22 protein-coding genes and 2 pseudogenes are annotated in these 21,784 nt (G+C 50.4%); 13 read left to right on the forward strand and 11 right to left on the reverse strand.

The genetic code is table 11. The annotated features are described in order from the left end of the window. Positions 1–2: 2 nt before the first annotated feature. The gene (locus tag MTH_RS02830) at positions 3–446 is read right to left on the reverse strand and encodes a UPF0179 family protein (RefSeq protein ID WP_010876248.1); all 444 of its coding nucleotides are present in this window, start codon (positions 444–446) and stop codon (positions 3–5) included. Continuing rightward, a complete protein-coding gene (locus tag MTH_RS02835) occupies positions 447–1,490 on the reverse strand; it encodes an NAD(P)-dependent glycerol-1-phosphate dehydrogenase (protein ID WP_010876249.1) in 1,044 nt (347 codons plus the stop codon). It abuts the gene before it with no gap. A 132-nt stretch (positions 1,491–1,622) separates the two neighbouring features. Between MTH_RS02835 and proS the strand changes: the two are divergent. The 4 genes and pseudogenes from proS (at position 1,623) to thiD (ending at position 5,218) form a co-directional block, all read left to right on the forward strand. Next, a pseudogene (gene proS, locus MTH_RS02840) lies at positions 1,623–3,019 on the forward strand (proline--tRNA ligase). Between the two features lie 54 nt (positions 3,020–3,073). Further along, the gene (locus MTH_RS02845) at positions 3,074–3,775 is read left to right on the forward strand and encodes a hypothetical protein (protein WP_010876251.1); all 702 of its coding nucleotides are present in this window, start codon (positions 3,074–3,076) and stop codon (positions 3,773–3,775) included. Next, positions 3,772–4,443, forward strand: a complete 672-nt coding sequence (gene cofC / locus MTH_RS02850; protein ID WP_010876252.1) for a 2-phospho-L-lactate guanylyltransferase — start codon at positions 3,772–3,774, stop codon at positions 4,441–4,443. The genes MTH_RS02845 and cofC overlap by 4 nt, the downstream gene beginning before the upstream one ends. Positions 4,444–4,456: 13 nt before the next feature. Continuing rightward, on the forward strand, positions 4,457–5,218 hold the full coding sequence (gene thiD, locus MTH_RS02855) for a bifunctional hydroxymethylpyrimidine kinase/phosphomethylpyrimidine kinase (RefSeq protein ID WP_010876253.1): 762 nt from the start codon (positions 4,457–4,459) through the stop codon (positions 5,216–5,218). A 221-nt stretch (positions 5,219–5,439) separates the two neighbouring features. Here thiD and MTH_RS02860 read toward each other — a convergent pair whose 3' ends face one another. After that, on the reverse strand, positions 5,440–6,462 hold the full coding sequence (locus MTH_RS02860) for an adenylosuccinate synthetase (RefSeq protein WP_010876254.1): 1,023 nt from the start codon (positions 6,460–6,462) through the stop codon (positions 5,440–5,442). 173 nt (positions 6,463–6,635) lie between these two features. Then, positions 6,636–7,964 carry a YifB family Mg chelatase-like AAA ATPase gene (locus tag MTH_RS02865; protein WP_010876255.1) on the reverse strand — a complete coding sequence of 443 codons (1,329 nt, stop codon included), beginning with the start codon at positions 7,962–7,964 and terminating at the stop codon, positions 6,636–6,638. 283 nt (positions 7,965–8,247) lie between these two features. Here MTH_RS02865 and MTH_RS02870 point away from each other — a divergent pair, with 283 nt between their 5' ends. After that, complete coding sequence (locus tag MTH_RS02870) at positions 8,248–8,493, forward strand: hypothetical protein (RefSeq protein WP_143485752.1); 246 nt, start codon at positions 8,248–8,250, stop codon at positions 8,491–8,493. A gap of 49 nt (positions 8,494–8,542) precedes the next feature. Here the strand turns inward: MTH_RS02870 and MTH_RS02875 are convergent, their stop codons facing one another. Continuing rightward, the gene (locus MTH_RS02875; protein ID WP_231855346.1) at positions 8,543–8,998 is read right to left on the reverse strand and encodes a methylated-DNA--[protein]-cysteine S-methyltransferase; all 456 of its coding nucleotides are present in this window, start codon (positions 8,996–8,998) and stop codon (positions 8,543–8,545) included. A gap of 98 nt (positions 8,999–9,096) precedes the next feature. On the opposite strand from MTH_RS02875, the gene MTH_RS02880 reads away from it, so the two are divergent. The 4 genes from MTH_RS02880 to MTH_RS02895 all read left to right on the forward strand — a co-directional run bounded on the left by MTH_RS02880 (position 9,097) and on the right by MTH_RS02895 (position 13,696). Beyond that, positions 9,097–11,346 (forward strand): histidine kinase dimerization/phosphoacceptor domain -containing protein, encoded by a 2,250-nt coding sequence (locus MTH_RS02880; RefSeq protein ID WP_010876258.1) that lies wholly within the window; start codon positions 9,097–9,099, stop codon positions 11,344–11,346. A gap of 10 nt (positions 11,347–11,356) precedes the next feature. Then, positions 11,357–12,286, forward strand: a complete 930-nt coding sequence (locus MTH_RS02885) for a magnesium transporter (RefSeq protein WP_143485753.1) — start codon at positions 11,357–11,359, stop codon at positions 12,284–12,286. 39 nt (positions 12,287–12,325) lie between these two features. Then, positions 12,326–12,730, forward strand: coding sequence for a hypothetical protein (locus tag MTH_RS02890; protein WP_010876260.1), 405 nt, complete (start codon positions 12,326–12,328; stop codon positions 12,728–12,730). A 105-nt stretch (positions 12,731–12,835) separates the two neighbouring features. Next, on the forward strand, positions 12,836–13,696 hold the full coding sequence (locus MTH_RS02895) for a sulfurtransferase (RefSeq protein WP_010876261.1): 861 nt from the start codon (positions 12,836–12,838) through the stop codon (positions 13,694–13,696). Between the two features lie 35 nt (positions 13,697–13,731). Here the strand turns inward: MTH_RS02895 and MTH_RS02900 are convergent, their stop codons facing one another. From MTH_RS02900 to MTH_RS02915, 4 genes are all read right to left on the reverse strand, one after another. Further along, on the reverse strand, positions 13,732–14,541 hold the full coding sequence (locus MTH_RS02900) for a CPBP family intramembrane glutamic endopeptidase (RefSeq protein ID WP_048060859.1): 810 nt from the start codon (positions 14,539–14,541) through the stop codon (positions 13,732–13,734). A gap of 29 nt (positions 14,542–14,570) precedes the next feature. After that, the gene (locus MTH_RS02905) at positions 14,571–14,774 is read right to left on the reverse strand and encodes a hypothetical protein (protein ID WP_048175416.1); all 204 of its coding nucleotides are present in this window, start codon (positions 14,772–14,774) and stop codon (positions 14,571–14,573) included. Between the two features lie 24 nt (positions 14,775–14,798). After that, entirely contained in the window at positions 14,799–15,254 is a 456-nt protein-coding gene (locus tag MTH_RS02910; protein ID WP_010876264.1) for a DUF2953 domain-containing protein, read from the reverse strand. 107 nt (positions 15,255–15,361) lie between these two features. After that, positions 15,362–15,748 (reverse strand): GerW family sporulation protein, encoded by a 387-nt coding sequence (locus MTH_RS02915; protein WP_010876265.1) that lies wholly within the window; start codon positions 15,746–15,748, stop codon positions 15,362–15,364. A 72-nt stretch (positions 15,749–15,820) separates the two neighbouring features. Between MTH_RS02915 and MTH_RS02920 the strand changes: the two genes are divergently transcribed. Further along, positions 15,821–16,354: a hypothetical protein gene (locus tag MTH_RS02920; protein WP_238374236.1), complete on the forward strand. Its 534-nt coding sequence runs from the start codon at positions 15,821–15,823 to the stop codon at positions 16,352–16,354. Positions 16,355–16,424: 70 nt separating this feature from the next. Here the strand turns inward: MTH_RS02920 and MTH_RS02925 are convergent, their stop codons facing one another. Then, positions 16,425–16,886: an AraC family transcriptional regulator gene (locus MTH_RS02925; RefSeq protein WP_048060861.1), complete on the reverse strand. Its 462-nt coding sequence runs from the start codon at positions 16,884–16,886 to the stop codon at positions 16,425–16,427. 74 nt (positions 16,887–16,960) lie between these two features. Next, positions 16,961–17,380: pseudogene (locus MTH_RS10040) on the reverse strand (EamA family transporter). Positions 17,381–17,523: 143 nt separating this feature from the next. Between MTH_RS10040 and galE the strand changes: the two are divergent. The 3 genes from galE (at position 17,524) to MTH_RS02945 (ending at position 21,762) form a co-directional block, all read left to right on the forward strand. After that, the gene (gene galE, locus MTH_RS02935; protein ID WP_010876270.1) at positions 17,524–18,501 is read left to right on the forward strand and encodes a UDP-glucose 4-epimerase GalE; all 978 of its coding nucleotides are present in this window, start codon (positions 17,524–17,526) and stop codon (positions 18,499–18,501) included. Further along, the gene (locus tag MTH_RS02940) at positions 18,498–20,429 is read left to right on the forward strand and encodes a hypothetical protein (RefSeq protein WP_010876271.1); all 1,932 of its coding nucleotides are present in this window, start codon (positions 18,498–18,500) and stop codon (positions 20,427–20,429) included. The genes galE and MTH_RS02940 overlap by 4 nt, the downstream gene beginning before the upstream one ends. Before the next feature lie 70 nt (positions 20,430–20,499). Further along, positions 20,500–21,762 carry a CPBP family intramembrane glutamic endopeptidase gene (locus MTH_RS02945; RefSeq protein ID WP_010876272.1) on the forward strand — a complete coding sequence of 421 codons (1,263 nt, stop codon included), beginning with the start codon at positions 20,500–20,502 and terminating at the stop codon, positions 21,760–21,762. The last annotated feature ends 22 nt before the right edge of the window (positions 21,763–21,784 follow it).

Below are 21,784 nucleotides of genomic sequence, written 5' to 3' on the forward strand. Positions count from 1 at the left end.
TCTCATTTTTTATCCAGAGGTCTTAAAAGGACCCTTCTCAGTTCATTCCCTGCAGGGCACTGTTTTCCAGGTTTTCCCAGATTTTTTACAATCCTGCACCTGTCACCCTCCATGACACCCTCCGGGAAGCAGAGGTCCCTCATGCTGCACTCAACGTCACAGTCAGGGAACTCAAAGGAGATCACTGAACCTTCAAAGGCCCTCTTGGAATCTATGAGAACCTCTATATTGGCCTTCTCAACATCGACCACGCGTACCCTCTCACCGAGGTGTATGGGGCATCTCTGGTACCTGTCCTTAACCTCATTGATGTGGTAGACTCTCCCCTCCTCGAGGGGTGCTATACATGTCGGCTGGAACCTGCAGTCTCTGCACTTCTCAGCCGGTCCGCAGAAGAGGAACATTGACCCCTTCCTGGCAAGTTTTTCACCGATAAGAGTTATCAATCATATCACTTCCGTTATCTTTGCAAGCCTTTCGGCGGCTTCACGGGTTAAACCCCTGTCTCCAAGGATGGTGTAGCGTTCCCTACGGATGTTGTGGGCCATCGTGAGGGCCTCAATGATGTACTCAGGATCTATACCAAGCTCAGCTGCAGTCGTGGGGGCGTTTATACGGGCAAGAGCGTCCCTTATGAACTGCCAGTCCCCTCCATGGAGGTGCATCATCATTATGGTTCCCACACCACACTGTTCACCGTGGAGGGCTGGTTTGGGTGCTATCATGTCAAGGGCATGGCTGAACTTGTGCTCGGAGCCACTGGCGGGTCTGCTGCTCCCGGCTATACTTATGGCTATGCCGCTGCTTATGAGGGATTTGACTGCCAGCCTGGCGCTCTCCTCAAGGCCCTCCTTTATTGCGTCGGCAGACTTTATTATCATCTTGGCTGTCATCAGGGAAAGAGCCGCTGCAGATTCACTGTACCTCTCATTCAGGAGCCTGTGGGCAAGTTTCCAGTCCATTATGGCTGTGTAATTCGATATTATGTCGGCGCAGCCAGATGCCAGGAGCCTGAATGGTGCCCTGCTTATTATCTCGGTATCAGCTATTACACCTATGGGTGATGAGGCCTCAAGGGATGCTGTACCTTCACCATTCCTTATGGATGCCCGTGGAGATGCTATGCCATCATGGGATGCTGCAGTCGGGACACTTATGAAATGGAGGCCCTCAAGGGTGGCGGACATCTTCGCAACATCTATGACCTTACCTCCACCAACCCCGAGGACAACCGAAACGCCGTCAAGGCCATCCTGCACATTCCTCACAGATGCCATGGTGGCATCATCGACGGTTACCTGGTCAACTTCAAATCCCTCGGCCTGGAGGCTCTCAATGGCAGCCTCCCCTGCAATCTGAAGGGTCCTTGGTCCGGTTACAACCATGGCCCTGCCCTCAAATCTCAGGTCCCTGCATATCCTCCCTGTGTCCTCGATAACACCTGGCCCTGTGTATATCTCCCTTGGTAGCTGAATTTTCCTTGGATCCATGTTAACCCTCTAATGGAGTATATTTTAAGTAGGAGTAATAAAATAATTTTTGATTAGTGTTTATCTCCAGGGAAAAATATATTTTTGCAGAAACCTATCAAAAAAGACCCTAACCGTTATCATGGTGAAAAAATGACAGAGTTCAGTGAATGGTTCCATAACATTTTAGAGGAAGCCGAAATTATCGATCAGAGGTACCCCGTTAAGGGCATGCACGTCTGGATGCCCCACGGATTCATGATAAGGAAGAATACCCTGAAAATCCTCAGGAGGATACTTGACAGGGACCATGAAGAGGTACTGTTCCCGCTTCTCGTACCGGAGGATGAACTGGCAAAGGAGGCCATACACGTAAAGGGATTCGAGGACGAGGTCTACTGGGTGACCCACGGCGGCCTTAGCAAACTCCAGAGAAAACTTGCCCTGAGGCCCACAAGTGAAACCGTAATGTACCCCATGTTCGCCCTCTGGGTCAGGTCACACACGGACCTCCCCATGAGGTTCTACCAGGTGGTCAACACCTTCAGGTATGAAACAAAACACACGAGGCCCCTGATAAGGGTCCGTGAGATAACAACCTTCAAGGAGGCCCACACTATACATGCAACCGCCTCTGAAGCAGAAGAGCAGGTCGAAAGGGCGGTGGAGATCTATAAAGAATTCTTTAACTCCCTAGGGATCCCCTACCTGATAACCAGGAGGCCACCATGGGACAAATTCCCGGGGTCAGAGTACACTGTTGCCTTCGACACCCTCATGCCCGATGGTAAGACCCTCCAGATTGGAACCGTCCACAACCTCGGCCAGACCTTCGCAAGGACCTTCGAGATAAAATTTGAAACCCCTGAGGGGGACCATGAATACGTCCACCAGACCTGCTACGGACTATCCGACAGGGTCATAGCCTCGGTGATAGCCATCCACGGTGACGAATCCGGGCTCTGCCTCCCCCCTGATGTGGCGGCCCATCAGGTGGTGATAGTGCCCATAATATTCAAGAAGGCCGCGGAGGAGGTTATGGAGGCCTGCAGGGAACTCAGATCCCGGCTTGAGGCGGCCGGGTTCAGGGTGCACCTTGATGACCGTGACATCAGGGCCGGCAGGAAGTACTATGAGTGGGAGATGCGCGGAGTACCTCTGAGGGTCGAGATCGGGCCAAGGGACCTTGAAAAGGGTGCGGCAGTGATATCACGGAGAGATACTGGTGAGAAGGTAACCGCCGACCTCCAGGGCATTGAGGAAACCCTCAGGGAGCTCATGAAAGACATCCTGGAAAACCTCAGAACAAGGGCATGGGAGAGGATGGAGTCAGAGATCCGGGAGGCTGAGACCCTCGAGGAGGCCTCAAGAATAGTAGATGAAAAGAGGGGCATCATATCATTCATGTGGTGCGGTGAAGAGGAATGCGGTATGGATGTTGAGGAGAAGGTCCGCGTGGACATCCTGGGAATACAGGAGGAAGGAAGCGGAACCTGCATAAACTGTGGCCGCGAGGCCCCTACAGGGCTTACCTTGCCAGAACATATTAGCTGATGAGTAAAATAATTCCGGGTCACGGTACATCATATGAGATGGGAGATTGAATGAAAGGAAGAATAATCCTGGTCATCGGAACAATATTCCTGTTCGCGTTCCTCAGCGGAATTATCGGGTACGTCACCATGGGCGGCCCCGACCTTGAAACAGCCTACCATGAGGGCAACGTGGAGATCACACAGAAGAGCAGCGCCGGTGAGGTGCCCCACACCATTGAGGTTAAGAACCCCGGTCAGAGGCCGGTACGGGTTAAAACAGGGACCATCCTCAGATCTGAAACATCAGGAGGCCTGGTGACAGCAGAAAACACTGAGGTGGCACCGGAGTCATCTGCAGAGGTCCTCGCGTACTCCCTTGAACCTGAGAGGAGGACCATGAAAGGCGCTGGCCTTGAACCGGCAGGGACGGTACCGTCACTCATGGAGGATGTGATCTCATCATCAAACCCTGAAGATCCCCGGGACGCCTTCAGGACACAGCTCATGATATGGATCCTTGCAAGGGGAGACGACCTCAACATATACCGGGGAGAGGTCTACGCCACGGTGAAGGGGAGGGATATGAGGTTCTACCAGCTCAGGGACAACATAACAGCTGTTAAATCAGAACTTGCATCAGAATATGGCCTCACAGAGGACCAGTTAAGTGAGGTGAACATCAACAGTTCACTTCTTAACAGGAGCCAGAGCCCATTCAAGATTTTCTCCATGCTCGAGGGTCTTAAAAATAGGTTTGGAGCGATACCATGAAGACGTGCGCCATAATACCTGTCTCACGATTCACACATGCAAAGACCCGGCTCTCACCCACCCTTTCACCATCAGAGAGGGAGGGGCTGCTGAAGGCCATGCTCATGGATGTATCGGGGGCCCTTGCCAGACACGTGGACAGGGTCCTGGTTATAAGTGCAGATGAGGATGTCCTGGAATACGCATACAGCCTCGGACTTAAGATACTTGAGGAGGAGGGTGAGAGGGACCTCAACGGGGCCCTTGAGCAGGCAATGGACTTCTGCGCCCCGGAATTTGACAGGGTGATCATAACCCCCTCAGACATACCACTGATAGGGAAAGCAGATGTCAGCAACCTCCTGGACCATGCATCCCGCGCAGATGTTGTTATAGCGCCGGCGAATGGTGGCGGGACAAACACCCTCATATTAAGACCCTCTGCAATGAGCCTCAGGTTCGGTGACTGCAGCTTCTTTGAACACATACATGAGGCCAGGGAGAGGGGACTCAGCGTATCGGTCTATGACTCATTCTACCTATCCCTCGATGTCAACACTGCGGAGGACCTCGGTGAGATAATACTCCACGGTGAGGGGACCCACGCAAGGGAGTACCTCAGAAAACTCCGCTTCACAGTTAAACCCTCCCGGGGTTCGGACAGGCTGGAGGTTTCAAGGTCACCCTGAAGGAGGTGAAATCATGCTGGCACTCTCAATCGCAGGCTTCGACCCATCAGGAGGGGCGGGTATACTTGCAGATATAAAGACCTTCTCTGCCCTGGGGGTGTACGGTGCAGGTGTCATAACCGCATTGACAGCCCAGAACGTGGGGAGGGTCTCCGGTATAATGCCAGTACCCCCTGGATTTGTGGAGGAACAGCTCGACCTTGTGATGGAGGACCTTCCAGTTGTGCATGCAAAGACAGGAATGCTCTACAGTGCAGAGATAGTGGAGGCCGTTGCAGAGAAGGTGCGTGAGTACGGTCTGAGGGTGATTGTTGACCCGGTCATGGTGGCTGCATCCGGGGGTGAACTCTCAGAGGGGAACTTTGTGAGGGCACTGAGGAGGCACCTCCTCCCTGAGGCCCTGATCGTGACACCCAATGTCGCTGAGGCAGAGAGGCTCTCAGATATCCCCATAGGGACCGTGGATGATGCAATAAGGGCTGCCAGGGTCATAGGTGAACTCTGCGATGTCATAATCACGGGGGGTCACCTCGGCGGGAGGAGTGTAATCCTGATCGACGGTGATGTGGAGGTTCTTGAGGGGAAACTTCTTGATAGCCGGAACACCCATGGGAGTGGATGCTCCTTCTCAGCTGCAACGGCAGCATACCTTGAGAGGGGGCTTGACCTGGGGGAAGCCCTGAGGATGGCCGACGACTTTGTGAGGGAGGCCATAAGGCACGGGCACCACGGTACCCTCAATCAGTTCTGGATGCACGGCAGGTACCCTGAATAGTCCATTAACTGAAAATAATTCGGATTTTTATTTCCGGCCCCTGACGGATCATGTCATGATGAATTTTTGTGTACTGTAAGAGTCAGATGTTTGAGTTTGAGTCATTGCATAGCACCTTAATGATCCCATATGGTCTGCAGAATTGATAGTTTGATAAAGTTGGGATCTGGAAAGCTTAACAGAAACTTCAGTCAGTGGAATAAAAAAATAAGGTATACGGTCTAGAGGAGTTCATCCCTGAGGTCAATCGTATCCTCAAGTGATGGCCCCGTGGATATTATGGTAACCGGGACCCCCGTCGCGGATTCTATATCCTCAATGAAACGTTTAACCTCAGCGGAAAGGTCAGAGTACTCCCTGACACGTTCACATTCAGGGTAAAGCCTGTCGACACAGGTTACAGCGATCTGCGTGGCTCCATTGATCATGCATGATTCACGGGCCATCTCCATGTCAAAGAGACCTATCCTCCTCCTTCTACCTGTAACGGTACCGTACTCCTCAAGGCCCATCTCCTCAGCCTCCTCCTGGCTGATCTCGGTTGGGAATGGGCCCTCACCCACCCTTGTAATGTAGGATTTGAAGACAGCTATGACCTCATCAACCCTTGTGGGTCCTATGCCGACATCTGCAGCCGCAGTGCTTGCAGTTGTGTCCTTACTCGTAACGTAGGGGTAGGTCCCGTAGTAGAGGGAGAGGCCGAAGCCCTGTGAGCCCTCAACAAATACGTCCTCGCCCTCATCGAGTGCCTCATTGACCTCAAGGGGGACGTCAGTCAGGAAGTCCCCAAGTTCCTCCACTTCACGGGCGAGCTTCGCAGTCCTCATCACGCGCTCAGCATTGGCCGGGCCGCACCCGGTGCCTGTGCTCCCTATCTTCTTGGAGAGGTAACTGGAGGACTGGTCCTGCTCCTTGTGCTTCCTCTCTATTATGGCGCACCTGTAGTCAACCCCTGTCCTGTCAGCGACACTGTACTTTGAGAGGTACTCCATCTCATGGAGGAAGACCTCGGGGTCGACCAGGACCCCCGCCCCTATCAGGAGCCTTGCATCCTCATGGAAGAAACCTGATGGGGTTAACCTGAGCCCGTACTTATCTCCCCTGAACTCAACGGAATGGCCCGCGTTTGGTCCCACACCTGCCCTTGCGATTATTGATGGCTTGTCATTGTAACAGAGATATGTGATACATTTGCCTTTACCTTCGTCACCCCATCCTCCTCCAACTAAAACGGTGCATGTCATGGTGATTCTCCCTAAAATTTCTGCCTCTCATATATTAAGGGGTATCCAATAAAAGTTTTTCCCACCTCATCATTAACCCTCCAAGTTTTCAAGGGGTTTTTCACACCTCAGGATGAACGCCCTTTTCCAGCAGGATGCAGCCGAATTCCATCCAGGTTCTGTGATGAAATAGGTCATGTCTTCTTCCTTATTATACGCTCAAATAGCATTGGAGTCAGCTTTCTCTGGAGGGCTATCAGTACATGCTGCTGCAGTGCCTCCTCCATGGTCTGGACGGTTATCCTGTCCTCACCCTTCCTTATCCTCACTGCCTGGGCTATCTGGGCGAGGTCCCTTGCATGGGCGAAGGTTGGCTGCATACCCTCTCCACCTTCACCTATGGGTCTGTATACCTGTGCAAACCTTTCAAGTACCTCAGGGTCGTAGTCCTCACCCATTGATTCAAGGTTGCGCCTGAAAACCTCGACGATCTCATCCACTGTTGGCTTTTCAAGCTGCACATGGAGGGGTGCCCTCCTCAGGTGGGCCTCATCCATTATGGTTATGTCAAGGTTGGTTGAGAAGGCTGGTATGAAGTGGGTGTGGACGACGATGGGTGACCCCTTAACGTAGATCATATCCTTCTTGTTCTCAAGGGGGACTATCAGGCGGTTGAGGAGGGCGTTATGGTCCTCCTTCTGTCTCCCAAGGTCGTCGATGAGGAGCACTCCTCCGTTGGCCTTTATTATTGGTGATGTTTCGTAGACTCCCTTGTTGGGGTCGTATCTGCTCTCAAGTTTATCGCTGGTGAGTTCGGAACCTGTGAATACGAATGGTGCGTATATCTTAACCCATCGTGGGTCTTCTGGCTGTTCAGGGCACATCCTGTGGAAGTCGGGGTCATAGAACTGTATGACCTGCTCACTGAACTCAACATATCTGGGTATGACCACCGGTGGCAGGAGATCCGACATCCTGCTTGTTATGAAGGTCTTACCGGTACCCGGGGGTCCATAGATGAAGAGCCCCTTGCCTCCTATGGCGCCTTCTATGAGGGTCTTCTTTGCACTCTCATTGCCAACCACATCCCTGAATGCCTTATCTATAACCTCCTGGGGGATATTTATGGGGAACCTTCCCTCTAGCTGTCGCCCCATGATCTCAAAGTAGGAGTTATAACTCACAGGGGCCATGCCAATGTAGGGGTTCTCCCTCATGAGTTTTTCGGCCTGTTTCTGGCCCTGTTTCTTGATTGTGTAGGTTACGCTGGGGAAGAGGAAGCCTCCACCTGTTGGGGCGCAGAGTTCATCCTTTTCCATATCCTTGAGGCAGGCCTCCAGTATGTCGACATGGAGCCCTGTTATCTCATGGATCCTGTTGACCTGTATGCTCCCATAGGTTGCTATGATCTTCAGAAGCAGATTTTTTATGAAGTTTGCTGATAGGTCTATCTCATCAAGTGTCTTTGGCTGTTTGAGCAGCTCAAAGAGTTCCTGCATCTTTTCATCATGGTAGTAATCCATTCAACCACTCCTCACATAGAAGTCTGTCTTTTGGATAATATAAGAGGTTGGATAACTTAAGTTTTGGTCCCTGATGGTCAGCAGGTGCCGGCGGAGGTGACTGCTGAAAATTAACTGCGTTAAACTTCCATATTACGAAGGTATCAGCTGCAAAGGTTCCCCGGAGGAGTGCTGTGGACCATGCAGTACCGCGCTACCCACCACGAAAAGATATTTTAGGGACTTTTAATATAAATAAGTGTGCCAGGTGGTCCAGATGCCCAAAAGAAAGATGAGAACCCGCATGGACCCTGAAAGGCCCGATACTATCAGAGGAAAAGAGCAAAATGTCAAAACCTCAGACCATATACCATCCACAGGTAGAGAGGGTCTCAGCGCCCCTGAGTTCATCCTGATCCTCCTTTTCTCTCCACTTGCCGGTATAATAGGGTTCCTCATCTGGCACGGTGAAAAACCACGGAAGGCAAAACAATCCATCACCATAGCTGCCGTCATGTTCCTGTTCTACATGATAATCTTCCTGTTCTGAACAGGACACCAGAGACACCAGCACCACTCTACATGATAATCTTTCCATTCTACTGGCCCTCTAAAGAAACTCCTTCCATCTCAAGAAGCCTCTTTTTGAGTTTAACACCTCCCTGATAACCTCCGGCATTCCCATCGCTTCTTATGACACGGTGACATGGTATTACAAGCGGGAATGGGTTTCTTGAAAGTGCACCGGCAGCGCTGCGTGGACTCCCACCTGCCCTTGCTGCGACCTCAGAGTAGGTGAGGGTCGAGCCCCTGGGAATTGAGGAGACCACATCAAGGACCCTCCGCTGATATTCTGTGCAGCCACCAAAATCAAGGACTGATAAATCAAAGTCAACTTCACATCCATCCAGGAACATTCTAATTGAATCCAGGAGTTTCTTAATGGCCATGGGAGGAGAAGAGTCATTTGAATACTTCTTAACCCCCTCAAGAAGGATTATGGCAGTTACACCATCATCGCCCCATACAACACCGATATCTATCAGAGGATGCATCAAGGTGTACATACACTTAAATGTTTCAGCTTCATGAATATTAATCAAGGTGTACATACACTCAAATTGTTTCATGAATTATTAAATGGGGAGTCACGATGGATAGGAACCTCAAGATATTCATAACGGTGATGTTAATTCTTTCAGTCATATCCCAGTTCCTGCCCTTTAAAAGGGATGCTGTCTCACTTATAAACGTCATAACAAACCTTGCAGCCTTCATGGGACTTTCATATGCCTGCATATACTCCAGGAAGGTTTACCCGCACCTTTACCTCACGTTGCTCCTTCTATCCGCTGCCCAGTTCTTTTCATTCCTCGGAGACTTCACCTGGTTCATACTTGAGAGTATACTGTCCCTGAATCCCTTCCCATCAGTTGCAGACCTGTTCTACCTCCTCTATTACCCCATCTTCGCAGCCGGCATATTCACAATACCCATCAAAAGATACTCTGACCTTAGATCAATCATAGACCTGCTGATAATCCTCGTGGCCTCTGCATCTGCCGCCTGGGTCTTCCTCCTTGAGCCCACAGTTTTTGCAGGAGGAGATTTCACAGAGGTCCTGGTATCAACACTGTATGTCCTGGGCGATCTCCTCATAGTCTTCATGATAATGGACCTCATAATAAACAAGCTGGGGCACCTCAGATCAAGGACCCTCCACGTGTTCCTTGCAAGCATAATCATCCTCCTTGCAGCAGATATATCCTTCACATACCAGAACCTTACAGGAATTTATGCTGGAGGAACACCCCAGGACCTCCTCTGGGCATTCAGTTACATTCTCCTCCTCATTGCAGTGAATGAATTCTTTAAGGAGGACTGGTCAAAGCCCTTATATGTTGAAAAAAAGGTCACAGCTGTCACATACACCCCCTATATCTTTATAATACTGTTCTATCTCTTAACGGCCTACAGCGTGATTAAGGGTGGTGCTGAAAAATCCACCGTGCTCTTAGTGTCCCTTGGATTCATAATAGTCCTCTTCATTCTGAGGCAGCACCTTTCCATGAAGGAAAACATGGCCCTCCTCAATGATGTTGAGAATGAAAGGAGGAGGGCTGAAAATTACCTGGAGGTGGCGGGGTCCCTCATAATGGTCCTCGATGAGAAAACCCGTGTGAAGCTCATAAACAGGAGGGGCCTTGAAATCCTTGAGTGTGACGCAGGGGAAGTCGCAGGGAAAAACTGGTTCATGACCTTCGTACCCCCTGAAGACAGGGGGTGGCGGGAAAAGCTATACACCGAAAAGATCAGCTCCGGGAGTAAGGGTTATCATCTGACCGGTGAGATACTCACATGTAAGGGCGACAGGAAAACCGTCACATGGCACGTTGTATTCCTCAGGGAGGATGGTGAATTCAGGGGCAGCATAATCTCAGGGGATGACATCACAGAACTCCAGAGAGCCACAAGGGCCCTCGAGATGAGTGAGATGAGGTACAGGGAGATATTTGAACTCGCCCCTAGCCCGATAATATCGGTTGGTGATGACCTGATCATAAGGGACTGTAACAGGAGGGCTGAATCCGTTCTGGGCTACCAGAGAGGGGAGCTGATTGGAAGGAACCTGATGGACCTCATACACCCCGAGGATGCAGGAGAGGACTTTGAAGGGGAAAGAAGGCTCCTGAGATCAAATGGAGATGTCATATACGCCGATATAGGGGTCGCCCGGGTTGGGGATGAACGTATAATCATAATCGAGGACCAGACAGAGATACGCAGGTCCCTCCAGGAGAAGGAACTCCTCCTGAGGGAGATACACCACCGGGTCAAGAACAACCTCCAGATAATATCAAGCCTGCTGAGCATACAGGAGCGTCAGCTGGAGTCAGAGGAACTTTCAGATGTCCTGAGAGAGAGCCGTGAGCGTATAAGGTCCATAGCCCTTGTCCATGAGCACCTCTACAGATCAACAAACCTCAGAACAATAAGGATCAGGAATTACCTCAACAACATCCTCTCAAAGCTGAGCCAGGGACAGACCCATGGGAAGGATGTGAGGATCAGCTCCAGCATAGAGGACCTTGAATTCAACCTTGAGACCAGTCTCCCCATTGGTCTCATGGTCAACGAACTTGTGAGTAACTCCCTCAAGCACTCAGGGGCAGATAACATAACCGTTGAGCTCAGATCCCTCAACGGGACCCTTGAACTTACCGTGAAGGATGATGGGATAGGCCTTGAATCACCGGAGGTCCTGGAGAAATCCGGAAGCATGGGCTGGTACCTTATACGGGCCCTGACAGACCAGCTTGATGGTGAACTGAAAATAGAAACAGAGGATGGTCTATCTGTAAGTTTAAGGTTCAGGGAACTTGGATACAGAGAAAGGTACTGAGGGGATGGTTATGGAGTTCCGGATAACAGAGCGAGTACCGACTGCATCGCCTGGAATGTCCAGCCAGGATGCCCTCGAGATGATAAGAAGGAAGATGGGCGAATATGACACCATAGACTACGTTTACATCCTTGACAGTGATACTCTGGCCGGTGTCGTATCAATCCGTGAGATCCTATCCCACGATGAAATCCTCGGGGACTTCATGCACCGCGACATAATATGCTTCACCCCCGAAGATGACCCATTTGATATACCCTACCTGGCACTTTCACATGGAATTAAGGCCATTCCGGTTGTTGACAGTGGGGGTAGATTCCGGGGTGTTGTGCCCTATGATGAAATCATAAGGATACTGAAGGTTGAGGCTGACAGGAACATGCTGCACTTTGGTGGTGTCTTCCACCGCGTGGTTGATGAGAAGAGGAGCCCCGGGTCCATGGTGAAGTCAAGGGTTCCCTGGCTCATCATAGGAGTGGTGGGTGGTACCGTTACCGCCTCAATGATAGGCAGATTTGAGGACCTGCTCTCAGGGTTCATAGCCCTGGCATCATTCATACCCGTGATGGTCTACATGAGCGACGCCGTGGGGACCCAGTCAGAGGCCCTCATAATAAGGGAGATAGCCGTTGATCCATCAATGAATCACCTCAAGTACATAAAGGGAGAGTTCCTGGTCGCAGCTGCAATAGGCGCCCTATCCTCTGCCTTCGCCGGGCTGATGGCAGGGGTCACCCGCATGAACCCTTTACTTGGACTGATAGTCTTCGTATCCATGTTCTTCAGTATAATAGCAGCGGTTTTAATATCCACGGTCTCACCCCTCCTATTCAGGAGGATGGGCTATGACCCTGCGGTTGCAACCGGACCCCTGGCAACCATACTCAGTGACTTCACAACCACACTGATATACCTTAGTGTCGCCTCATCACTCCTTTGAAGACCTATGATTTCAGATTTAATGTAAGGAGACAGACACATGGATCCTGAAGAGAAAATTGAGGAACTTGAGAACCAGATAGCTGAAAGGGACAGGAAGATCAGGGAACTTGAACTCAAGCTCGCCGATTGCATGGGACGGGTCGATGAGATCAGATCCGAAAAATCCGGGCTGCAGGAGGAGGTTAACAGACTGCAGGTTATGAGACTTGACCTCAAGCTAAGGGACTTCCAGGAACTGGAGGATGAGAATAACCGCCTGAAGCACCGCATAGAGATAACCAAGGACCTCCTCGATGAGGCAAGGGAGAGGCTCGAGATACTTGAAGACGTGGTGGAGGGGTTCCTGAACCAGAGCCTGCCTGAAAGGATAACAGGAAAGAAACCCGATGCCCTCATACACTACAGAGAAAGGTTCAGGGATGGCAGGTTCAACAATTTATAACATTTTCAACCGATCTCTTTAATTGTTTCTTATTTTCATGCTTCCATCGAAAAATGTATATCTATCGATGACATACTTATTACATAATATGTTAGGAGTGATTCCATGGAACCATATGGTAAGGGGGACGGCCGTGTCAGGTGGGTGACGCCTGAATGGCTGATGGAGAATATGGAGGATGTTGCCATAATAGACTGTCAGCCAAACATCCACGACTACATACTTGAACACATACCCGGAGCAGTTTACCTCAACGAGGGCCTCTTCAGGGAGCCCCGTGGGAAGGCACCGGCGATGTACATCCCTGAGGGAGCAGTCGAGCTGATATTCCAGCAGGCAGGGATCGAAAACAGGCCCACCGTTGTATACACAGGTACCGGCGGAGTCAAGGGCTGGGGTGATGGTCTCGAGCAGACCATGGTGGCCTACAGCCTTGCAAGGTTTGGCCATGAAAACATTCTGGTACTCAATGGCGGACTCGCAGAGTGGAAGAGGGCCGGTGGAGAATTAACAAAGGTATTCCCTGAGGTTGAGGAATCCGGTTTCTCTGCTGTGACAAAGGAGGACTTCTACATAGAGTACCCTGAATTCAAAAGGATAAAGGACGATGAAGACGTTCTGCTGCTCGATGCAAGACCGGCAGAGGTCTATGAGGGGCAGGGCCCCTGGATAAAACCCGGGCACATACCGGGCGCAGTTAACCTCCCCTGGGCTGACCTCATGGACCCAGAAAACAGGACCCTGCTGAAGCCAGAGGATGAGATACTTGAACTCGTAAATTCAGTGGGTGCAACACCCGACAGGAAGATAATCTGCAGCTGCGGCACCGGCAGGGAGGCGACGAACGAGTTCCTCCTCTTCAGGTGGTACCTTGGGTACCCTGATGTCAGGATATATGAGGGATCATTCACCGAGTGGACCCAGATAGAGGACAACCCCACAGTCACGGGTCCGGACCCACGCTGATGAACCCTCAAATTATTTTTTTATCCATGAAAAATTCAGTGCCCCTGACCACCGAAGTCTGTTTTAAGTTCTGATCCCGCAAATAACATCACAGCAAGGGCTGCAGCCACGTTCAGAATCATCAGGAATATTCCTCCAGCAAGGGTGCCCTGGACCGGGAAGAGGAAGTATGAGAGGTTTCCTGTTGTGTGGATTATCATGGTGGCCAGTATACTGCCTGTGGAGTTGTAGACCCAGGTATATATCACCGAGGCAGAGATTATAAGGATCATGAAACTCCAGAATGGGACCTGGGACTGTATGCTACCCCCAATGAAGAATAGGGGTATGTGCCAGAGCCCCCATATGAACCCTATTATCAGGGCCGCGTAGATTGGCGAGTACCTCCTCTGAAGCCGTGGAAGGGCATAGCCCCTCCACCCGAATTCCTCCTGCAGTGGCCCTCCGAGGAAGAATATGTAAATGAACACCATTATGACCATGAGGGGCTGTGAGGTCCAGTAGAGGTACGGCTGGGGGTCACCCCACAGGACACCCAGGTAGAGTGCCACTGCAGTTAGCACAGGAAAGAATAAGAGGATTACAGGCCACCAGATCCTGTGAAAGTCGTAATTAACACCTTTCCTGAGGAGTGCCAGCAGTTCATCCCGGCCGCCATACCTGTAGCTCAGGAGAACGGCTGCAAGTGTTGGGCCGAATGCTGCAGGGTTGTAGGGGCTTTCAAGGAATGCCTGCAGGGGCTGGGGAAAACTGAAGCCCGCAGAGACCATTGCTACAGGTATCCAGAGTACCCATGAAAATATGAATGCCACAATGAAAAAGTCTGATATGCGATCATTCTCCATCATAATCACCAGAATCTTATCAGTGCAACTTAAAGGGTATGAGGGTCACAGGGACCCTGAAGGGATACGATGTACCTCATCTCACCCTCCATCACGATACACAGTATAGGTTTCAGTGAGACTGCATTTATACCCTTTTCTGTGAGGATGAAGCTGACCCTGAAGACGGGTATTAAAAGCCTGCCACCGGCATCCACAGCTGCAGCGGGACATGCCCCCTCAATTATCCTCATTAACACACACCAGCATCATAAGAGTCATGAGAAAGCCCGGAGACCTGAGATGAATTCCCTGAAAGTTCTCCTCCTGAGGAGCATGAGAAATGTTAGAAGTGGCCTGAGGGGTGTCACCCTTAAGCTGAGTTCAAGGACACCATTCACCTCATTACCTGAAAAGTCAGGTCTGACCATTATTTCAACATTCCTCACCCCTGCAGTCAATGCTGAAATGGTCCAGAGGTAACCTGAGAGCTCTGCGGTCCCTGCCAAGTCATCCGAGGCCACATCAACAGTCAGTTCCAGTCTCTGAAGGTTAATTGAAGATAGGACGCTCCCTGCAAGATCCATAATATCCCTTCTGGCAATTAGGGCCCTGCGTGCCAGTTCAATCAGCCTTTTAAACTCAAATTCCTCACCCTTTTCTTTATCAGCACCTTTAAATTTTTTTCTGAATATTCCAAGTCTCCAGAGCAGGATCTGAAGCCTGAAATCCATGTTCTGCCCCTTCTTAGTACCCCTGATGACCAGGGTGTAGGGTGAGATGAGCAGCGCAGCCAGCAGCCCCAGTGGAACCGCCAGAGATGAGGAATTTCATGAAAACCTTATTCTCCCCGTTTTACCTCAGAATCCCCCTTATCTGAGATCTCCCTTATTATATCGGTGACTGCGGATCCAAGTTCACCTATAACTCTCCCCCTACCTGAAGTTAGATCTATGACCCTGACACCCCCGGGTCCCTCAACACCCTTCAGCAGAACGATGACCGCCACGGGTTCAACTCCTGCCCCGGCAGCTGCGCCGCTTCCGGCGCCAGTATCCGATGTTGAAGCCCTTCCTTCACCCATACCGGCCCCGAATCCAACCCCCATCTTCATCAGGGGTATCAGTATCTTGTCCTCGCTTTCAATGGCCTCACCCACAAGGTTCTTCACGTCGAGGAGTTTGCGAAGCTCCTCAACGGTCGTTTTAATCGGCTCTTCAATTTTCATTTAAACCACATTGATATTATGTGATCGTTCAAGTATATGCACTTTCCCATTAAACATCCAAAAACATTTATAATGAAAGGACCCATATCTCTATTAAATCTGGAGGCGGTAAATATGAATTTAAAACTGGTTTCTTTAATTGTGGTGCTTCTTATTGCAGGCGCCGCTGGAGTCTACATCCTAAATGGAAATGGCAGTGCAGATGGTAACACCAGCCCGGAAACTCTGGGAACCAATAAAACAGAAACCCATAAACCAGGCTCAGCCAGGATTGTCGCAACTCAGGCAGGACCTGAAACTGCAAAACCAGGCACAAATATCACTCTGAAGTGTAAACTGAGAAATGATGGTGAGGGTCCCGCCAAAAACGTTAAGGTTTCTTCACAGGACTTCGAAAGGAGCTTCTCTGTTATAGGACCCGGTGAACAGGTGGAATTCCAGGTCCAGATTTACATACCCACAGAGGAGGAGGTTAAGAAGGACTTTGGAGATGACGCAACGCTGTCAAACCCCTACTTTATAGGGGGCTTCGGTGTAAGCTACACAGATATGACCGGAAAACACAGCACAAACTCAAATAGCGTGGAAATACCTCTGAAAACCTAAGACAAAAAATACTGATTGTGCTAAAAATGGTTTTAAAGTTTGAGGGGGATCTTTAGATCCCTCAAAATTATCATTCTGACCGTTTAACAGGGATCTGGACCTCTGTAAGGAGCTCAGATTCGTCAACTTCCAGTGGACTGTTGAGGTAAACCTCTGTCACAGGCCCTGTAATCTCATAGCCATTCTCCATCGCATATTCGATGAGGGCATGTATAACCGGCCCCACCTCAGTGTATGGTCCCTCATGTAACGCTGCAATGACCCTGTGGGATGGTAGGTTCTTTATCTTAACCCTTTCATCCGCTTCGGCCTCACCTGCAATGGAAACACCTATCTCGTAGAGGAGTTCCTCCTCATCAACCTCCTCTGGAGTGTTGTAGTATGTCCCATATACACGGCCTGTCATCTGCAGACCGTTCTTAAGCACCCATCCCGCAACCTCAGAGATGTACTCCGGTATACGTTCATAGCTTCCCCTGCACTCAATGTAGGCCACACGAATCCCTTCAACCATCTTCTCACTTATCTCCATAAAAACCTCTCCATTAATCTTATCAACCTCAAGTGATAAAAATTTATCTAAATTTCGCAAAAAACTGTGTTAGATCACATTCTAACAAGGATCACACCAGCAACAACCATCATAAGGCCGGCAAGCCTTGTCGCCGTTATGCTCTCATCCAGAAGTAGTGCCGCAACCATCACCGTGAAGATGGGGAAGGCTGCAACCACCGGGACAACCACAGAGGCATCCCCCGATTTGAGGGCGTAGTACTAGAATAGCTGTCCCAGGAGGGCCGCTGATATCCCATCAAGAGCCAGAAAGAACCATCCCCTGGGACCTGCCTCTGAAAGCGCCTCCGCACCCCCATTGAACATGACCCATATGAGCATGATCATGGTTATCACCGAACTCCTTATGGTTAGGGCAACACCGGGGTTAAGCCCCTCAAGACCTATCTTGCTGAAGACCGGGGCAAGACCGAACATGAGAGCTGCAAGTAGCGCGAAGACAAAGTAGTTCAAAACATCACCTCAGATTAATATATGAAATCAGACCATTAAAGCTATGCAAAGGCAGACCACAAAGACCTACCCACAAAAACAGGCCACCAAACCTTATTTACATGTTAACAGAAATATAGACAGAATCATATCTGTGTGATAAAATGATACTAATCGTTGGCGGAGCAGGATACATCGGGTCACATGTCAATAAATTTCTATCAGAGAGGGGATACGAAACCCTCATCCTTGATAACCTCACAAGGGGCCACAGGGATTTTGTTAAGTGGGGTGAATTCATAGAGGGTAACCTGGGTGATAGGAGACTCCTTGACAGGACCTTTGAAACCCATGACGTGGATGCGGTCATGCACTTCGCAGCATTCACAGATGTCGGTGAATCGGTCCTCAAACCAGGAAGGTACTACCATAACAACGTCGTGAACACCATAAACCTCCTGGATTCCATGGTGGACCATGGCGTCAGGGACTTCATATTTTCATCCACCTGTGCAGTCTACGGGAACCCCATGGAGATACCAATAAGCGAGGAACACCCCCTCAACCCCATAAGCCCCTATGGCAGATCCAAACTCATGGTTGAGGAGATACTGGGGGACTACAGGGATGCCTATGGTCTCAACTATGTCTCGCTCCGCTACTTCAATGCAGCCGGAGCAGACCCTGAAGGAGAGGTGGGGGAGCTTCATAACCCTGAAACGCACCTCATACCCATCGTCCTGGATGTTGCCCTGGGTCTGCGGGACGCCGTGCGGATATTCGGCACAGATTACCCAACACCCGACGGAACATGTGTGAGGGACTACATCCACGTTATGGACCTGGCAGATGCCCACTGGAGGGCGCTCAGATACCTTGAGGGTGGAGAAAGCGGGGTTTTCAACCTTGGAAACGGGAACGGCTTCTCAGTCATGGAGGTTATAGAGACCTGCAGGGAGGTCACAGGTGCCAGTATAAATGCTGTTGAGGATGACAGAAGACCAGGTGATCCACCGGAACTCGTGGGCAGTGCCGGTAGGGCCAGGAGGGTCCTTGGCTGGAGGCCGGAATTCACAGAACTCGAGGATATAATAGAAACCGCATGGAACTGGCATTCAAGGATCAGAGGGGGGATCTCATGATAACCGTCACAGGAGATATAACCGTTGACTGGATACAGTGGTCCGTTAAGGGAGACTCTGATGTCTCAGAATTTAACTGGAAGAACCACCTTGGATTCAAGAGGAAGGCGCTTGAGGGCGGCGCACTCCTCACAGCAAGGATGCTGAAGAACTTTACGGAGGTTAATCACCCATCAATAGGGGATGAGCCAGGCAACACTGACCCCTCAGAGTTCATACACTCCTTCGCGGAACTCAAAGCCACAGGCGATGGTTATCATGTCAAGAAGTTCATGGGTTACACCGGCCCGGACAGCGGTCTTCCATCAATGCCATTCAGTTTAAAGGAACATGAATCCCCCATCATAGTGATCGATGACGCTGGGAACGGGTTCAGGGAGATGGAGGAGCGGTGGCCGTCCCAGATCATGGGTGGAGACCCCCTCATTGTGCTTAAGATGTCATCACCACTGTTCAGAGGCAGCCTCTGGGAGCACCTCCTGGAAGAACATCCAGAGAAGCTAATAGTCATAATAACCGCAGATGACCTCAGGGAGCACGGTGCCAACATAACAAGAAGGCTCTCATGGGAGAGGACCGCAGAGGACTTCATCTGGCAGATGGAGAACAACAGATCACTCGAAGATCTCAGGGACCTCAACGTGGTGGTCCGCATAGGCCTCGAGGGCGCCATAAATTACAACAGGGGGGATGTCAGGCTATTCTACCACCCACAGTTCTTTGAGGGCGACCTTACAGAGAGGGCCCCGGGAAAAATGCAGGGCTGTGGCTCTGCGTTCACTGCAGCATTCACCGCGGCCCTATCAGAGGGTCGTGAGATGGATGAATGCATAAGGCGGGGTATTACAGCCGCTGCCAGACTCCTTGAAAGAGGGTTTTCATCCGAACCTGACTACCCAATATCTGATGTATTCATGAGTGCAGATGATGAGATAGGGGCTGTTGAAATACCTCAACACCCCCGGGGACTCTGGACAATCGCCAGTTCACCCCCACTATTTGACATAGAGTCAGTTTCAAGATACATTGTGATAAACGGTTACAGTAGAAAAAAATGTCCGCTACCTGTTGCCCACTTCGGTAAACTTATAACAGCAGACCGAAGGGAGATCGAGGGTTATCAGAGCATAAGGAACCTGATGGTGGAGTACATGAAAAATGATAACCCTGAGAGACCCCTCTGCATTGGAGTGTTCGGGCCCCCCGGTGCCGGCAAATCCTTCGCAGTGAGCCAGCTTGCCGCAAGTGTTGATCCTGAGCGAATAAAGCACCTAAACTTCAACATATCCCAGTTCAGGTGCGAGGATGATCTTATAGACGCCTTCCACCAGATAAGAGACGCTGTACTTGAGGGTATGGTCCCCCAGGCATTCTTTGATGAATTCGACTCCCCTATCGGCGAGAAAAAACTGGGCTGGGTTAAGTACTTCCTTGCACCGATGCAGGACGGAGAGTTCAGGGAAGGCGACAGCATGCATCCCCTGGGCAAATGCATCCTGGTATTTGCCGGGGGTACGAGCAGCACCTTCCAGGAGTTTGAGTCACAGGACCCTGAGGTTCTGAAGGAGGCCAAGGTCAGGGACTTCATAAGCCGGCTCAGAGGATACGTGAACATCATAGGTCCAGACCCACAGCACAGACGCGACAAGTTTTTCATGCTACGCAGGGCAATACTCCTGAGATCCATGTTCGAAAGGAAGGCTCCCCACCTTTTTGATGCCAGCGGACGCCTTAGAATCGATGAGGGAGTTCTAAACGCTTTCCTTATGATACCTGAATACAGACATGGTGTGAGGTCAATGGAGGCCATACTTGATATGAGCATCCTCCAGGACGTCAGGAAGTTTGAAAAGGCGTCACTTCCCTCTGCAGGTCAGCTGGACCTCCACGTGGACGGCGAGCTATTCCACAGAATGGCAATGGATTAGGTGTGGTACGGAGAGAATACCATGATAGTCAGCTTCGACGAAACAATCCATTAATGGATCAGGTGATATATTGGAGAGAAGAAGAGTTCTAAGACCCGAGGACTACGTTGACAGACTAAAATACCTTAACAGGGTCGCTGATGAATACGCCGAATCAGGTGATCTAAAGAAGACCGCTGACACCCTGTTCAGAATCGGGAGGGAGTACCACAGGATCAGCAGAACAGACCTTGCCATTGAGAGTTACAGGAATGCCCTAGAGCTCTACAGGGAGGTGGATGACCCCCATGAGGCTGATGTTTCACTCTGCATGGGGAGGGCCTATGAGGGTAAGGGCAAACTGAAGAGGGCCGCATGGTTCTACAACCTTGCAGCATCGGGTTTCCGTAAAACAGGGGATCTTAAAAGGGAATCAGATGCTGTACTCTACAGTGCAAGGATCCTCGAGAAGATGGGGAAACACGATGAGGCCCTTGAGGCATACAGAAAGTACAATGAGATCTGCATGAAGAACCAGGACAAAATCAAGGTCCTTGTCGCATATTCAAAGATGAAGGAACTGGAGGCAGAACTCAGGGAAGAGATTTTAAGGTACAACGCCTCCGTACTGCTCCTCTACCTTGCAATTCTCATCATCGCCGAGTATTCGACGACGTTCATAAGCATGAAACTGGGCCTCGTGATTCATGCGTCTCTCCTTTTCGCCCTCTTTATCCATTCGGCCCTATCAAAGAAGAAGATGAAGGTCCTCCTTGCCGCCATGATGATACTGCCACTCATAAGGATCGTGGGGCTTTCAATGCCCCTCGCGGTCATTAAACACCTTTACTGGTATGTTATAATAGCAATACCCCTGTTTGCTGCATCCGCTGCCCTCATGAGGACCCAGAAACTTGGAAGGGATGATGTTGGATTAAATCTTAAAGGTCGGAAGTGGCAGCTGGCTGTTGCACTTACCGGTTTTCCCATGGGTTACATCGAGTACCAGATACTCAGACCCGAAGCACTGATACCCTCGCCCTCAGTTTCAAATCTACTGGTGGGCTTTCTGGTCATGCTTATAGGGACGGGACTGGCAGAGGAGCTCCTCTTCAGGGGGATCCTTCAGAGAAATGCAGAGGACGTTATGGGAAAACTTCCAGGACTTCTGTATGCTTCACTCCTCTTCACAGCCCTTCACGTTGGCTGGAAATCCGGTTACGACCTTATATTTGTTTTCAGTGTCGCCATGATCTATGGGCTGGCTTTCCAGAGAACAAGGAGCATTTCAGGGATAACCGTATCCCACGGCATATCGAATTCCATTCTCTTCCTGATAATGCCCTTCCTCTAATTTTCATTAAAATTCAAAAAAG

The sequence above is a fragment of the Methanothermobacter thermautotrophicus str. Delta H genome, assembly GCF_000008645.1.
Classification (GTDB): domain Archaea; phylum Methanobacteriota; class Methanobacteria; order Methanobacteriales; family Methanothermobacteraceae; genus Methanothermobacter; species Methanothermobacter thermautotrophicus.